This window comes from Bacillus sp. AP50, from assembly GCF_040492675.1.
Lineage (GTDB): Bacteria > Bacillota > Bacilli > Bacillales > Bacillaceae_G > Bacillus_A > Bacillus_A cereus.
In genome coordinates this window covers 1-13,838 of record NZ_JBEUTW010000080.1, presented here as the reverse complement: position 1 = coordinate 13,838, position 13,838 = coordinate 1, and the positions used below count along the sequence as shown (strand labels likewise).

Here is a 13,838-nt window from a genome sequence, read left to right as displayed (position 1 = left end):
CTTTATATATATTTAAATTTACAAACGAGAACAATTCACACAATAATTTAGAAGTACTTTTACTAATCATTCTATTTGCTTTTCTACATTCAAAAGGCAATGTTTGTGCTGTTATTAAATCATCTAAAAATGTAATTTGTTCTCCCTCATTATTCTTAATGGCTTCGTAAGTATATTTGCAAATTAAGCCGTCCGTGTATGTTAATTGGACTTTTACATATCGATTAACCCATTTGAAAAACCCGTCTTTATTTGTAACTTGTCCCTCTTGAATAAATGTTTCTAATCCAAAAGAGTGACTAAAACTTCCTGTTGGGAAGTTCGAATCACTAATTTGGAGTAGGTTAAGTAGGTTAAATATGTTTGTGCGAAGCATGCTTGAACGGTTTTGGTAATACTCTATTTTCTTTTTGATAAGGAACACCTTCCTTTTTAAGTAAATCTTCTACTAAGTAGTCGTTCGCCAAAATCATGCACCCTTCATCGAATTGTGCTGGTAAATGTCTATTCCCTAAGTTATGAGCAATAATTCCCATTTCTTTTATTGATGTTGGAGTAATTACAATTACCTCTTCTGGTAATACTTCAATATACACAATTCGATTTTCATCTTCATATAAAATATCACCGTTCTTTAATGTTTCTCCACTATCTAAAGACACCCCAATTTCAAAACCAGATTCTGAATATAATTTCTGAACTCTCTTCAGTAAAAGCTCACTAGAAATTAATATCTTATCAAGATGCTTTTTTGTGTTTGAGAAATCATTCATATTGCATACGTTGTTATTAATTTTTTCAATAATCATTTTATCTCCCCCGTTATATCAAAATAAAAAATATCTTTGAGCCATAGGTAGTACATCTACTGCTTCACACGTGATTACTTGTCCATCAACTTTAACTTCATATGTCTGCGGATCTACTTCAATTTCTGGTGTTGCATTATTTAGCTTCATATCTTGCTTCGAAATCTCTCTCGTATTTTTAACAGGTAATACAACTTTATTTAAACCTAATTTTTCTTTAATATTATTCTCATAAGCTACTTTCGATACAAATGTAATCGAACTTGACTGTACTGCTTTTCCATATGCACCAAACATCTTTTTTTCATAATATGGTTGTGGGGTAGGAATTGAAGCATTCTCGTCTCCCATTAATGCCATCACTACCATTCCGTTTTTCAAAACCATATCTGGCTTAACACCGAAAAATTGTGGATCCCATATTACAAGGTCTGCATACTTTCCTATTTCAATAGAGCCCACGTATTCTGAAATCCCATGTGTAATAGCTGGATTAATTGTATACTTAGCTATATAACGTTGAATTCTATTATTATCGTTATATTCTTTATCTCCCTCTAAACTACCAATCTGCTTTTTCATTTTATCGGCGGTTTGCCAATTGCGAATAATAACCTCTCCAACCCTTCCCATCGCCTGTGAGTCAGAGCTAATCATGCTGAAAACCCCTAAATCTTGCAAAATATCCTCTGCCGCGATTGTTTCTTTTCGAATCCTTGAATCTGCAAACATTACATCTTCTGGAATATTCGCTTTTAAATGATGACATACCATGAGCATATCTAAATGTTCATCCAGCGTATTCACTGTATATGGCAAGGTCGGGTTCGTTGATGATGGTAAAATATTATTCAGCGCAGCAATCTTTATAATATCTGGTGCATGCCCACCTCCAGCTCCTTCAGTGTGGTACGTATGAATAACACGATTATCAATAGCTTTTATCGTTTCTTCCACAAAACCACATTCGTTTAACGTATCCGTATGAATAGCGACTTGAATATCATATTTATCAGCAATCTGTAACGAGTGATTAATTGCTGACGAAGTTGCTCCCCAATCTTCATGGATTTTCAATCCGATAGCCCCTGCAAATATTTGTTCTTCCAGGGCAGGTAAACTTGAACTATTTCCTTTCCCTAAAAATCCAAGATTTATAGGAAAAGCTTCTGCTGCTTCTAGCATTTTTCTTAAATTCCAAGATCCAGGTGTTATTGTAGTTGCCTTAGTCCCTTCTGCCGGTCCTGTTCCCCCACCAATTAAAGTTGTTATACCTGAAGCCAATGCCGTATCAATTTGTTGTGGGGATATGAAATGCACATGTGTATCAATACCTCCAGCTGTAACGATTTTCCGCTCACCAGAAATTACTTCCGTTGATGTTCCAATGATGATATCAATATTATCCATAACTGAAGGATTACCACTCTTACCAATTGCTGAAATCTTCCCATCTTTTATACCAATATCCGCTTTATATACTCCCGTATAATCAATAATAATTGCATTCGTAATAACAACATCCACAACCCCCTGTTCTCTTGTAAGTTGTGAATTTTGTCCCATACCATCCCTAATTGATTTTCCTCCACCAAAGACAGCTTCATCACCATATACAGTGGCATTTCGATCAACATGTGCGAATAATTGTGTATCCGCTAAACGAATAGAATCTCCTGTAGTTGGACCATATAAATCAGCATATTGTTTACGTGACATCTTAAAACTCATGCTATCTCCCTCTTTTTGTGTAAGATTGAATATCGCCATCCACTTTATTTTTAAATCCATATACTTCTTGTTCCCCTGAATATGGAACTAGTTCAATCGTTTTTTCATCTCCAGGCTCAAATCTTACCGCTGTACCTGCTGGAATATTTAAATGTTGTCCAATTGCTACACTGCGATTGAATTTTAACGCCTCATTCACTTCATAAAAGTGGTAATGAGATCCAATTTGAATGGGTCTATCTCCCTGATTTATCACTTTGACTTTCATTGCTTTTTTATTTCCATTACATACTATGTCTTCTTTCGCAAGGATATATTGCCCTGGAATCATAACATTCACTTCCTTTAATGAATTGGCTGATGAATAGTTACTAATTTTGTTCCATCAGGAAAAGTTGCCTCAACTTGAATATCTGATATCATGTCTGCAATACCATCCATAACATCTTCAGCACTTAAAATGGTTTTTCCAAGTTCCATTAATTCCGCTACATTTTTACCATCTCTTGCTCCTTCCAAAATTTCATACGTAATAATAGCGATACTTTCTGGATAGTTTAACTTAAGCCCCCTCTCCTTTCGTCGATAAGCTAAATCAGCCGCAACAACTACTAGCAGTTTATCAATTTCTCTTGGCGTTAATCTCATTACAATCTTCCTTTCTGAAGTATTTTAAAACTAAGAATATTCTAAAAATAAAAGGTGTATTTTCAATGTCTTTTCCGTGTTTTCCCTATGTTTTTTTGCTATCAATCAAATAAAAAAAGAGCCCATCGGCTCTTTTTTTATTTTCCTTCATTCTTCTCTAACACGTATAAATCTTCTTCGATATTCGTTAATTTCTCACTTACAAGCTTTCTTGCATCTCCAATTGCTTGATTGTATGCAAATGGTCCAACTAATTTAACCATTTCTTCTATTAAACGCTCTGCTTGGAAACGTCCAATTTCATCTAAATCTTCTTCAACGAAAAATTGCTGAATTTGCGCTACAAGCTCTTCTTTTTTATCATTTGGTATTTTTATATTCATCATCGTTGTTACTCCTCTATATTTAAGATAATATCTTCCTTAACTCTACCATAGAAAAACGATTACCAGGACAGCTTTTTGTAACTCCTTCTAACTCTCTATGACCTAGTATATTTTCTTTCTTTATAGCAAATTGCTTCATAAACATTTTACATAAAGAATATAATGCATTCACTTGTGCAGAAGTTGGATCGTATTTATCGAAATTTCCCGTCATACATATTCCAATTGTATGGCGGTTATGGTCTTTCGCGTGCGCTCCAATATGTAAACCTCGCCCTTCCACTACAGTTCCGTCCTTTTCGATAAAATAGTTGTAACCAATCCCGCTCCACCCTCTTACAGTTTGATGAAATTCATGCGTTTTATACACGTCCCATCCATCTTCAGCTGTATGGTGGATAATCAGTTGATTTACTTTTTCTAAAGGAACTAATTCATCTTGAAATGTTAGATTGGCATATTTAATTTCCATTTGAACTGCCTCCTCTTAAAAATCAATCATAATAATCGTTTTATCATCTGGCCTTATTCTCTTTTCCGCTTCTAGCTCTTCAATGATTGCTACATATTCATTTATACTATTCTTTCTTATATATGCAACAGTTTGTTCTAATGACCAATCTGGGTGAAATAACCCGTCTGAACAAATAAAAATTCCACTCACTTCATCTGTATGTAATTCACCATGTTGTAAATAATGTATCGCTTCTTTCATTCCATTTGCAACTGAGTAACCATTTGGCATATTTGCAAGATAACGATTGTACTTTAATTGTTCTCGAACATCTTGAAAAACAGGTTCTTCCGGCACAGATAAACCTTTCTTACGATCTTCTTCCCTCTTCCTTTTTGCTCGTTTACTAATTCCTTCAACTGTGTCTTTCGTTAATACTTGCATCGTTCCATTTTGAAAAGTTGCGACAATCATACAGTCCCCAAGCTGCGCATATTCAATTTTCTCACCAACTATTTGAACTGCCGCGATACATGTGCACCACAAATGCTCTTTTTTTCTCGTGTCTACTTCATATTCTAACATTTTGCTTTGTAATGCTTCATTTGCTTTGGCAACTGCAAATTGTAAACTATGATTCTCTCGTAATGCAGTAAAATAATTTGCAAATAAATGCGAAGCGATGTATGCTCCATTATGTCCATTTTCATCACAAAACGGGACAAGTGGTGTTGCACCGTCACATACACCATAAATCTTTTTATCTTTATTACAAAAATAAGAATCCTCACATTCTTGCTTCAACGGGCTTTTCTGTTGATATGTTTTTATCTTCACAACTGTATCCCCTTTCAAATGATAAAATACTCAAATTCTTTCGATTAATCTAATTTACCAAAATAAACTGTTTTTACCCAAAACTTTCAATATCATATATAATCTTGAAATAATATGAATTTTTCAGTGAAGGACGGGAAAGAAATGGTCAGATTCCTTGGTGTTATTATCGGTTCTATTATTATTGCGGTTGCCTTTAATCTTTTCCTTATCCCCCACAAAATTTTAAGTAGTGGAATTGGCGGAATTGCTATTATTTTAGGGATTGTAACCCCTGTAAACACAGGCATTATTAACTTTGTATTAAACTTACCTATCCTTATTTTAGGGTACATAGGCCTTGGAAAAAAAGTAATTTTTAACACAGTTGTCTCTGTAGTTGTATTATCTGTTGCATTATACTACGTTCCAGTAAAAGTCGTAGCAACAGATCCATTGTTATCTTCTATCTTCGGGGGTGTCATCGCCGGAGCTGGTATTGGTCTTGTTTTTAACTGCAATGGATCCACTGGTGGATTTGATATTATCGGTATGCTTTTATCCCGCAAGCGAGACATTAAACTTGGCGGATTCCTTATTATTTTAAATGCAGTCGTTGTAATAATCGCAGGATTCTTCTTCACCTGGGATGTTGCACTTACAAGCTTACTTTCAATTTATGTAACTGGTAAAGTAATTGATGCTGTTCATACAAAACATCGTAAAGTTACACTTATGATTGTAACAAATGAAGCAGAAAAAATGAAAAAACAGCTTCTTTCAACTGTTGTACGTGGAATAACGTTACTTGATGGCGAAGGCGCTTATTCAAGTGAGAAAAAGCGTGTACTTATGACGGTCGTTTCTCGTGAAGAATTAGCAAGTATGAAACTTACAATTTCTGAAATTGACCCGAATGCATTCGTTAATATTACAGAAACTGTAGAAGTGTTAGGACTTTTCAGAAGAAGTTAAAGACTAGGTGGGGATACACCTAGTCTTTATTTTGCATAAATTCAATTCTGTTTCCAAACGGGTCTGATACGTAAAATCGAATTACATCTGGCCGTGCATAATCATCAATCACTTTTACACCTTGCTCTATAAGTGTTTGCTTAAATTCATTAATTTCATTCACATAAAAAGCTGGATGAGCCTTTTTAGCTGGTGTAAAGTTCCGCTCGACACCAATATGGATTTCTTGATTTCCACATTTAAACCAACATCCACCTCGTTTTTTCAACTCTTCTGGCTTTGGAATTTCTACCATACCAATTTTATTCCCATAAAAATCACGCGCCTCTTCTTCACACTCTACAGGTGCAGCTACTTGCACGTGATCAATCCCTTGAATATAATTTTTCATTTTCTCTCCCCCTCCTCTACCCTAATGTTATACGGAAAACAGCCGTCTGTAACTTACAAAAGGGTTATAAAACAATATAAGCTCCCCTTATTACCATCCTGCATTCACTTTGCAAAAAAAATAAAAAAACAAAATTTATTCTATAACTTCCATTTTTTATAGAAATACACATCACATCTATATTATAGTTATGAATAGACAAATCTTTTTAGATGCTATTTGTACGGAGGAACTATTATGAGTCGTAAAAAATATTCACCAACTCAAAAAAAACGTCATCCGAACATTTCTAGACGTTTGCGAAACCATATACAAGATCGTTCATTAACAGAAATGTACGCATCTCTGTTCGAACATAATCCTGATAGTATTATTTCATTAAACTTAGAAGGAGTTATTCTACATATAAATCCTTCTGCCGAAAGAATATTAGGTTACACTTCTTTAGAATTAGAACAGAAAAATATTACCTCTATTTTAGGAGCCCATATTTCTGAGCAAGTATTACAAAATATAAAGAATACTGAAGCGGATAATCAACAAGAGTATATCTTATCTATTTATCATAAAAATGGATTCTTATTAGATGTTGTGACAAAACTAGTTCCTATTTTTGTTCAAAATCGTCTTACTGGTGTATACGCTATTATGAAGCCACTTGAAAAATCAGAAAGAATTGAGAATATGCTAAAAGAAAGTGAGAAGAGATTACGTACATTAGTAAACTCCATGCCTGCGTTTGTTATATTTAAAGATCATGAAGGGCGCTGGCTTGAGGCAAATGACTACGCACTTTCTTGCTTCAACTTCCATCATGTACCTTACCACGGGAAAAAAGATAGCGAACTCATTCAATATAATGAAGCATACCGAGAAGCTTTTTTACATTGTGAAGAAGTCGATGAACTAGCATGGCAACAAAGACAAATTCTTCATGGCGAGGAATTTATTATACATAGAGATGATTTCGATTTAATCTTAAGTATATCAAAAGTTCCGCTTTATCATCCTGATGGTTCTCGCAAAGGTCTTATCGTGATGGGGAGAGATGTTACTGAGCTAAAAGAAACTGAAAAGTTACTACGAAAATCTGAGAAGCTCGCAGTAGTCGGACAACTGACAGCTGGAATTGCCCATGAAATTCGAAATCCACTCACTTCCCTAAAGGGTTTTCTAACATTGCTCCTCCCTGAAATAAATGAGGAGCAAAAATGGTATATCGATGTTATGTTAAGTGAGATTTCACAAATGGAATCCATCACGAGTCAATTTATGGCGATGTCTAAGCCACAAGTATTATCTATCCAAACTTGTAACATACAAACTTTAATTGAAGAGGTAGTTACATTTATTTTACCGACTGCAATTATGCATAGCGTTCATATCATCATGGATCATTTTGATTACGTATATGATATTCAATGTGACGGTAACCAATTAAAACAAGTTTTTATAAACATATTAAAAAATGCGATAGAAGCGATGCAAAATGGCGGAAATATTTTCATCCAAACAAAACCATTAGAGGATAATTTCATCTTAATACGAATTATCGATGAAGGTTGTGGCATTCCAGAAGATCGTATCTCCCGTCTAGGCGAACCTTTTTATAGTTTAAAAGAAAAAGGCACAGGACTAGGATTAATGATGTGTTACAAAATAATTGAAGAACATCATGGTAAATTACACATTTCAAGCGAATTAAATAAAGGTACAATTGTTGATATTGAGCTACCACTTTCTTCATCTCATCTTGCAATCCAGTCTTAAATAAAAAAGAAGCATCTGCTAATGGTTAGCAGATGCTTCTTTTTTAAAATACTTTGTCATACCACTCTTTTGCTTTTTCTACTTCACCCATCGTTAATTGATGCCCTCGATTTTCCCAATGCATTGTTACATTCGCGTTTGCATTTTCTAATAGTATCTTCAATTCCTCTGACTCTGCTGATGAACAAATTGGGTCATTTGTCCCAGCAGCAATAAACACAGATTTCCCTGCTAAATTTGCTAATTGCATTCCTCTTCTTGGTACCATTGGGTGATGAAGCACAGCACCTTTCAATGCATTTTCGTAATGGAATAATAAGCTTGCTGCGATATTTGCCCCATTCGAATAACCGATAGCTACAATGTTATTTCTATCGAATTTATATTCTTTAGCCGCTTCATCTAAAAATTCATTTAATTCCTTCGTACGGAAAATTAAATCCTCTTCATCAAAAATGCCCTCTGCTAATCGGCGGAAGAAACGCGGCATCCCATTCTCTAACACATTTCCCCTAACGCTTAATACCGACGCTTCCGGATCAACTATTTCTGCAAGTGGTAGTAAATCTAATTCATTACCACCTGTGCCATGAAGTAATAACAACACTGGTTTTGACGTATCTTTTCCTTTTTGAAAAACATGTTTCATCATAATCCTGTTCCCCCTTCAATCACTTTAATCTAAATTTCTCACTTCAAATGGTAAAAGCGTTTGTTCAATCTGTTTTCTATGTTGTTCATATTGTTCCGGTAACTTTAATTCCTCACCCATCGTCTCTAACGATTCATCATGAGCGAAACCAGGAGGATCTGTTGCAATTTCAAATAAGATTTCACCATGTTCTCTAAAATAAATCGCGTTAAAATAATTTCGATCTTGTACAGGAGTTACGTGATATCCAAAACGCGACACATGCTCTTTCCAGTCTAGCTGATCAGCATCGTCACTCGCTCTCCAGGCAATATGATGAACTGTGCCAACGCCCATTTGGCCACGACCGATTGTTGATAATTTCAAATCAATAATATTTCCAATGTCAGCAGAAGAACGGAATCGAACAAATTCACCCTCTTCTCCAATTTTCTCAAGACCCATAATATGTTCTAACAATTCAGCTGTTTTTTGAGGCTGTGTAGATAAAAGAACAGCACCTCCAAACCCTTTAATTGCTACTTCTGGTGTAACTTCTCCAAAACTCCAATTATTTAATTCGCCTTTTTCTCTTTCAACTAATTCTATATGCAAACCATGCGGATCATCAAATTCTAAATACTGCTCTCCAAAACGAGTCATTTTTGTATACGAAACATCGAATTTTTCTAATCTATTTTCCCAAAACTCCATTGCACCTTTTGGTACAACGTAAGACGTAATTCCTACTTGACCATCTCCAATAATACCTTGACGAGCACCTGCCCATGGGAAAAACGTAATAATTGTTCCAGGCTTTCCTCCTTCATTTCCAAAATAAAGATGGTACGTACCTGGATCATCAAAATTCACTGTTTGTTTCACTAAACGTAACCCCAATACACCAGCATAAAAGTCTACATTTTCTTGTGGATGCCCTACAATCGCTGTAATATGATGGATTCCCATTGTTTTCTTTTCCATTTCTTCCACTCCTTTTTTATTTCATTATAAAAATTCTTTTACATTTAAATTCATTATTCATTTTGTCCATGCTACAAAGTAAAATCCGTCATTATAATTTTATCTCGAATTCGAGATATTAATTACAAAATTACGTATCGGTGTCTAACCTATTGAATTATCTCGAATTCAAGATAATTCGCAAAAAATATTTGTTCGATTTATAACCATAATAAATTTTCATTATGAACATTATTTATCTCGAACTCAAGATTTATTATAAGTTACTTATTTTTTATTGTCAATAAGTCCTTACTTTCATTTTTCTTGTTTTCACTTATGGTTCCCTACCTTAACAAACATTTTTTGTTCTTTCAAGTGAACGAGCACTTTTCATTACATGTGAAAACCTTTATAAACGCCTTTATCCCAGTGGATTACAATGATTTTTCAAGAAATTAAAGTAATAATATTTAGAAAATTAAAGAGTGTTTTTTCACACCTTATTTTCATTCCTTTACCCGATAAATTTTAAAAACTAAAAGCCATACAAATGTATGACTTTTAGCTTATTGACGTCTCAAATTTTGCTTTCTCTACATATACTTTACGAAATTTCATATAGCATCCAATACGCCAAGGTACTATATAACAAACCGCAAGAGTGTAGAAAAGAATGCCGATTGACTTTGGATCTAGACCTTGTAAATGTCTTCTAAAATAAGCACGTAAAAGAACGATAACTAAAAATGTAGCAATAAAAGCGATACTTTTTTTCGCATAAATTTGACCATCTTCTCTGACTTCATACCCACTTAAAATAATAAGTGGAATTGACAATAACAGTCCGATCCCAGCAGCTATACCAATTTGCCAACCAGTAAGTTGTATCGGTGCTGCGTATAAAGAAAAACCTGGTAATAAGAAGAATAATGGCAATAGTAGTCGTCTTCCTTTATTATTAATTGGTCGATTCATAGAGCGCATGCGTCTAAATATAACGAGCCCTATGACGAGTAAAAAAATTGTAATACTGTACGAACCTTGCTGCAAGTGAATCTCTCCCTAAAAATAGTCATTTTCAAAAATACTTCCCTATTATACTCCTAATTTTTCCAAAAATATAATTATTCCTCTAAAAAATCTTACACATCAAATATACTTTTAGGTTTGATTTACTATAGGAAACAATTCCGAAAGAGGAACTACTCTCCCCACCTCGTCTTTAAACACAATATGCTCTCTAGTTAAATGACGCGGGCTCTTCACTCCCGCCGCTGCCGCTAATGAAAATAAACTATATCTCATACTAATAATATAATTCATAACTCGCCACTTCTTCTCATACGGATCTAACGCTTTTTGATAATGCGGATTCGTCGTGGCTACACCAGATGGACATTGACCAGAATTACATTGAAGGGCCATAATACAGCCACTTGCCATCATAAACCCACGGGCTGAACTTACAGCATCCGCCCCAATCGCTAAAGCAATCGCCACTTTATCTGGTGTGATTAATTTACCCGATGCAAATACTTTAAACTTGTTACGGACACCATAATGGTTTGCTGTATCAATAAATGTAAGTAATGCTGGAATAAGCGGCAGTCCCATATAATCTGCCATCGATTTATACGTTGCCCCTGATCCGCCTTCTGAACCGTCGATTGTAATAAAATCTGGGTAAATGTTTAGTTCTTTCATTGTTTTTATTAAATCTTCCAAAGGCTCCTGCTGACCAATTACAATTTTCATTCCAACTGGTTTACCGCTGTTTTCTTGCAACTGTTGAATAAAACAAAGTGTATCCGCTGCATTCTTTAAAAATGAAAATCGATTCGGTGAATTAATCGTCTCTCCCTTTCGGACGTTGCGAACAAAAGCAATTTTCTCATTTACTTTTTGTCCCTCTAAATGACCACCACGTATTTTAGCACCTTGCCCAAATTTCAATTCGAATGCTCTAATATTACTTTCTTTCGCTTTCTCCATGAATTTTCCCATTGAAAAATTACCGTCTTCATCACGGTATCCAAATAACCCTGGACCAATTTGCGCAACGATATTCGCTCCTGTATGTAAATGTTCTGGAATAACGCCACCTTCACCCGTATTAATCCACGATCCGCCTGCCATTTTTGCTCCAAAACCACTCGCTAAAATATAATTTTCTCCAATCGCACCGTAAGAAGTCGCAGATGCACCAAACATGCCATGTAGCTTCCACGGATATTTACGGTTCTCGCCAACTATAATTGCATCTTCTTCTTCGTACAGCCAAAGATTCGTTGTATCCGCTGTCAATTTTTCTCTTCTTGAAAATAACCCTTCTTTATGAATCACGTACTTTTTACCTTCCCGCTCTTGCGTGAGATTCACACTTAATTCCTCAGTTAATATTGGAAATAATGTATTAGCAATATAATATCCAGAAGCTTCAAAATCTCGTTTTGATCCAAAACCAAGTATTTCAGAGCGATATTTCGCTAAAAACATAACACTTTGAAAATCATAACGTGAGAAAGGCTTTCCATCCGTATCATGATCAAACCAATATTGTCGAAATTCAGGCCCTATCTTTTCCAGTAAGTAGCGCATTCTTCCTAAGTACGGATGTAATTTTAAAATAGAATGGTGTGTTCGTTTTTTTATAAAAAATGTGATGATAAAAAAGACGATTAAAAGCAACATTAAAAATAGTAATATACTAATAATAACGAGTAGCGTTTCACTCATCCCGCTTCCCCCTATGAAATTCCATAATAAAAGGAGAACACTCGATGTGCTCTCCTTTTATCTTTATTCATACTAACGTAGCAAGATGCTCTTTCGCGTCATATTCAACTAAACTTTCAGCGTGTTTAATTCGATGAACAAAGTCTGGATTAGCAATTAACGGTCTTCCGAATGCTGCTACATCAATCGTTCCTTCTTGCAACGCTTCTTCGGCCTCTTTCGGATTTAAATTACCAACCCCAACAATCGTACCATCCCAATATTTTCTTACTAGTTGATGAAAATTCTTTCCGTCAGCAATCTCTTGCGTATAATTCATCGTTGAAGGATGGATCATCGTTAACCCAACCTCTTTAAACATATTTATGAACGTTTCAATTGCAAACTCAGGGTTTTCCCACATATAAGTAGGATTATCACCTTTGAAAGCAGAGAAACGAAGAAGTGTTTTATTAGCTCCAACAGCTTCTATTACAGCCGCCGTTACTTCTTTCATAAACGTTAACCTTTGTTTTAAATCACCGCCATATTTATCTGTTCGCTTATTCGCAAACTCATACGTAAATTGATCGATTAAATATCCGTGTGCACCGTGAATTTCTACTCCATCAAATCCAGCTTCGATCGCATTTTTCGCAGCTTGTGCGTATTGACCGATCACTTCTTGTATTTCTTCTAACGTCATTGCTTCTGGCGTATCAAACGGTTTACGAAAGCGTGGAACATTCCCCTCTGCAGCGATAGCCGACGGTGCTTGTGGCATTTGACCACCAATTATTTCATGATGACTCATACGCCCAACATGCCATATTTGAGCAATAATCGTCCCGCCTTCTTTATGTACTGCCTCTGTAACAGGTTTCCAAGAATCGATTTGTTCTTGTGTATAAATACCTGGTACTCCTGGGTTTCCTTTTGCTCTCGGACTAATGACAATTCCTTCTGTAATAATTAGTCCAATTCCATCCGCAGCACGTTTTCTGTAGTACTCCACTACATCAGCACCAACTGCTCCAGTCTCATTATCTGCAAAGCATCTTGTCATCGGTGCCATCGCTATACGATTACGAAGAGACCAAGTTCCAACTTGAATTGGATCAAACAACTTTGTTTCTTCAACGTTTTCAAAAAATCCCCCAGCATTTACATTTGTTCCTTCATAAATACTCGCTGCTTTATTACTTGAACTTGTCATTTTTCTTCCCCCTAAAAAATCTTACTATAATCGCATCATACTTACTTTTAGATAGTAACGTCAATTTTTACGACTTTACAATAAAAAATTCGAATATCCAAAAAATAAAATGCTATAAATAATATTAAAAAGGTTTCCTTAGGAGGAAACCTTTTTTGTTGACCATATATGGCTGTCAATTCGTTTATCTCTTTAATAAAAAACACCTTATCAATAGAAGTGAAAATGGTTCAGTATTCTTCTAAAAATAATAACTTATATACCTAAAACAATGAAAGCCCTACCTCTCTTTCATCCTTACGGCTCCTCGTCCGTGCCAGTGTGAATCAG

The 13,838-nt window shown here is 35.2% G+C and carries 16 protein-coding genes; 2 read left to right on the top strand and 14 right to left on the bottom strand.

Annotated elements, in window-relative coordinates; all coding sequences use genetic code 11:
- The 8 genes from ABWK52_RS07900 to ABWK52_RS07865 all read right to left on the bottom strand — a co-directional run.
- Positions 1 to 376, bottom strand: a 376-nt coding sequence (locus tag ABWK52_RS07900) for an urease accessory protein UreF (protein WP_353771907.1), incomplete at its 3' end; no start/stop codon positions are given.
- Positions 354 to 809, bottom strand: a complete 456-nt coding sequence (locus tag ABWK52_RS07895) for an urease accessory protein UreE (RefSeq protein WP_000582806.1) — start codon at positions 807 to 809, stop codon at positions 354 to 356. The genes ABWK52_RS07900 and ABWK52_RS07895, both read right to left, overlap by 23 nt.
- A gap of 18 nt (positions 810 to 827) precedes the next feature.
- Positions 828 to 2,540 carry an urease subunit alpha gene (gene ureC, locus ABWK52_RS07890; protein ID WP_000008664.1) on the bottom strand — a complete coding sequence of 571 codons (1,713 nt, stop codon included), beginning with the start codon at positions 2,538 to 2,540 and terminating at the stop codon, positions 828 to 830.
- 1 nt (position 2,541) lies between these two features.
- Positions 2,542 to 2,871, bottom strand: a complete 330-nt coding sequence (locus ABWK52_RS07885; protein ID WP_000612160.1) for an urease subunit beta — start codon at positions 2,869 to 2,871, stop codon at positions 2,542 to 2,544.
- A 14-nt stretch (positions 2,872 to 2,885) separates the two neighbouring features.
- The gene (locus tag ABWK52_RS07880; protein ID WP_001241328.1) at positions 2,886 to 3,188 is read right to left on the bottom strand and encodes an urease subunit gamma; all 303 of its coding nucleotides are present in this window, start codon (positions 3,186 to 3,188) and stop codon (positions 2,886 to 2,888) included.
- A 137-nt stretch (positions 3,189 to 3,325) separates the two neighbouring features.
- Positions 3,326 to 3,574 carry a DUF2164 domain-containing protein gene (locus tag ABWK52_RS07875; RefSeq protein WP_000981075.1) on the bottom strand — a complete coding sequence of 83 codons (249 nt, stop codon included), beginning with the start codon at positions 3,572 to 3,574 and terminating at the stop codon, positions 3,326 to 3,328.
- Positions 3,575 to 3,593: 19 nt separating this feature from the next.
- Positions 3,594 to 4,046: a peptidoglycan recognition protein family protein gene (locus tag ABWK52_RS07870; RefSeq protein WP_097796135.1), complete on the bottom strand. Its 453-nt coding sequence runs from the start codon at positions 4,044 to 4,046 to the stop codon at positions 3,594 to 3,596.
- Positions 4,047 to 4,061: 15 nt separating this feature from the next.
- Complete coding sequence (locus ABWK52_RS07865; RefSeq protein ID WP_100619797.1) at positions 4,062 to 4,883, bottom strand: protein phosphatase 2C domain-containing protein; 822 nt, start codon at positions 4,881 to 4,883, stop codon at positions 4,062 to 4,064.
- Positions 4,884 to 5,009: 126 nt separating this feature from the next.
- Between ABWK52_RS07865 and ABWK52_RS07860 the strand changes: the two genes are divergently transcribed.
- Positions 5,010 to 5,819, top strand: a complete 810-nt coding sequence (locus tag ABWK52_RS07860; protein WP_000251344.1) for a YitT family protein — start codon at positions 5,010 to 5,012, stop codon at positions 5,817 to 5,819.
- Positions 5,820 to 5,838: 19 nt separating this feature from the next.
- Here ABWK52_RS07860 and ABWK52_RS07855 read toward each other — a convergent pair whose 3' ends face one another.
- On the bottom strand, positions 5,839 to 6,210 hold the full coding sequence (locus ABWK52_RS07855) for a VOC family protein (protein ID WP_000800767.1): 372 nt from the start codon (positions 6,208 to 6,210) through the stop codon (positions 5,839 to 5,841).
- Positions 6,211 to 6,447: 237 nt separating this feature from the next.
- Between ABWK52_RS07855 and ABWK52_RS07850 the strand changes: the two genes are divergently transcribed.
- On the top strand, positions 6,448 to 7,980 hold the full coding sequence (locus tag ABWK52_RS07850) for a BA3702 family sensor histidine kinase (protein WP_030027183.1): 1,533 nt from the start codon (positions 6,448 to 6,450) through the stop codon (positions 7,978 to 7,980).
- A gap of 43 nt (positions 7,981 to 8,023) precedes the next feature.
- Here ABWK52_RS07850 and ABWK52_RS07845 read toward each other — a convergent pair whose 3' ends face one another.
- The 5 genes from ABWK52_RS07845 to ABWK52_RS07825 form a co-directional block, all read right to left on the bottom strand.
- Positions 8,024 to 8,632, bottom strand: coding sequence for an alpha/beta hydrolase (locus tag ABWK52_RS07845; RefSeq protein ID WP_000975485.1), 609 nt, complete (start codon positions 8,630 to 8,632; stop codon positions 8,024 to 8,026).
- 24 nt (positions 8,633 to 8,656) lie between these two features.
- Complete coding sequence (locus ABWK52_RS07840) at positions 8,657 to 9,595, bottom strand: ring-cleaving dioxygenase (RefSeq protein WP_000412731.1); 939 nt, start codon at positions 9,593 to 9,595, stop codon at positions 8,657 to 8,659.
- 543 nt (positions 9,596 to 10,138) lie between these two features.
- Positions 10,139 to 10,627, bottom strand: a complete 489-nt coding sequence (locus ABWK52_RS07835; RefSeq protein WP_229180996.1) for a CcdC protein domain-containing protein — start codon at positions 10,625 to 10,627, stop codon at positions 10,139 to 10,141.
- A 111-nt stretch (positions 10,628 to 10,738) separates the two neighbouring features.
- A complete protein-coding gene (locus tag ABWK52_RS07830) occupies positions 10,739 to 12,313 on the bottom strand; it encodes an FMN-binding glutamate synthase family protein (RefSeq protein ID WP_044584764.1) in 1,575 nt (524 codons plus the stop codon).
- Positions 12,314 to 12,380: 67 nt separating this feature from the next.
- Complete coding sequence (locus ABWK52_RS07825) at positions 12,381 to 13,508, bottom strand: alkene reductase (protein ID WP_000204590.1); 1,128 nt, start codon at positions 13,506 to 13,508, stop codon at positions 12,381 to 12,383.
- Between the last annotated feature and the right edge of the window lie 330 nt (positions 13,509 to 13,838).

Bases quoted from the DNA above. Each gene is read 5' to 3' on its own strand.
- ABWK52_RS07840 (WP_000412731.1), bottom strand. From the start codon at position 9,595: ATGGAAAAGAAAACAATGGGAATCCATCATATTACAGCGATTGTAGGG.
- ABWK52_RS07850 (WP_030027183.1), top strand. From the start codon at position 6,448: ATGAGTCGTAAAAAATATTCACCAACTCAAAAAAAACGTCATCCGAAC.
- ABWK52_RS07855 (WP_000800767.1), bottom strand. From the start codon at position 6,210: ATGAAAAATTATATTCAAGGGATTGATCACGTGCAAGTAGCTGCACCT.
- ureC (WP_000008664.1), bottom strand. From the start codon at position 2,540: ATGAGTTTTAAGATGTCACGTAAACAATATGCTGATTTATATGGTCCA.
- ABWK52_RS07825 (WP_000204590.1), bottom strand. From the start codon at position 13,508: ATGACAAGTTCAAGTAATAAAGCAGCGAGTATTTATGAAGGAACAAAT.
- ABWK52_RS07870 (WP_097796135.1), bottom strand. From the start codon at position 4,046: ATGGAAATTAAATATGCCAATCTAACATTTCAAGATGAATTAGTTCCT.
- ABWK52_RS07880 (WP_001241328.1), bottom strand. From the start codon at position 3,188: ATGAGATTAACGCCAAGAGAAATTGATAAACTGCTAGTAGTTGTTGCG.
- ABWK52_RS07845 (WP_000975485.1), bottom strand. From the start codon at position 8,632: ATGATGAAACATGTTTTTCAAAAAGGAAAAGATACGTCAAAACCAGTG.
- ABWK52_RS07895 (WP_000582806.1), bottom strand. From the start codon at position 809: ATGATTATTGAAAAAATTAATAACAACGTATGCAATATGAATGATTTC.
- ABWK52_RS07875 (WP_000981075.1), bottom strand. From the start codon at position 3,574: ATGATGAATATAAAAATACCAAATGATAAAAAAGAAGAGCTTGTAGCG.
- ABWK52_RS07885 (WP_000612160.1), bottom strand. From the start codon at position 2,871: ATGATTCCAGGGCAATATATCCTTGCGAAAGAAGACATAGTATGTAAT.
- ABWK52_RS07860 (WP_000251344.1), top strand. From the start codon at position 5,010: ATGGTCAGATTCCTTGGTGTTATTATCGGTTCTATTATTATTGCGGTT.
- ABWK52_RS07830 (WP_044584764.1), bottom strand. From the start codon at position 12,313: ATGAGTGAAACGCTACTCGTTATTATTAGTATATTACTATTTTTAATG.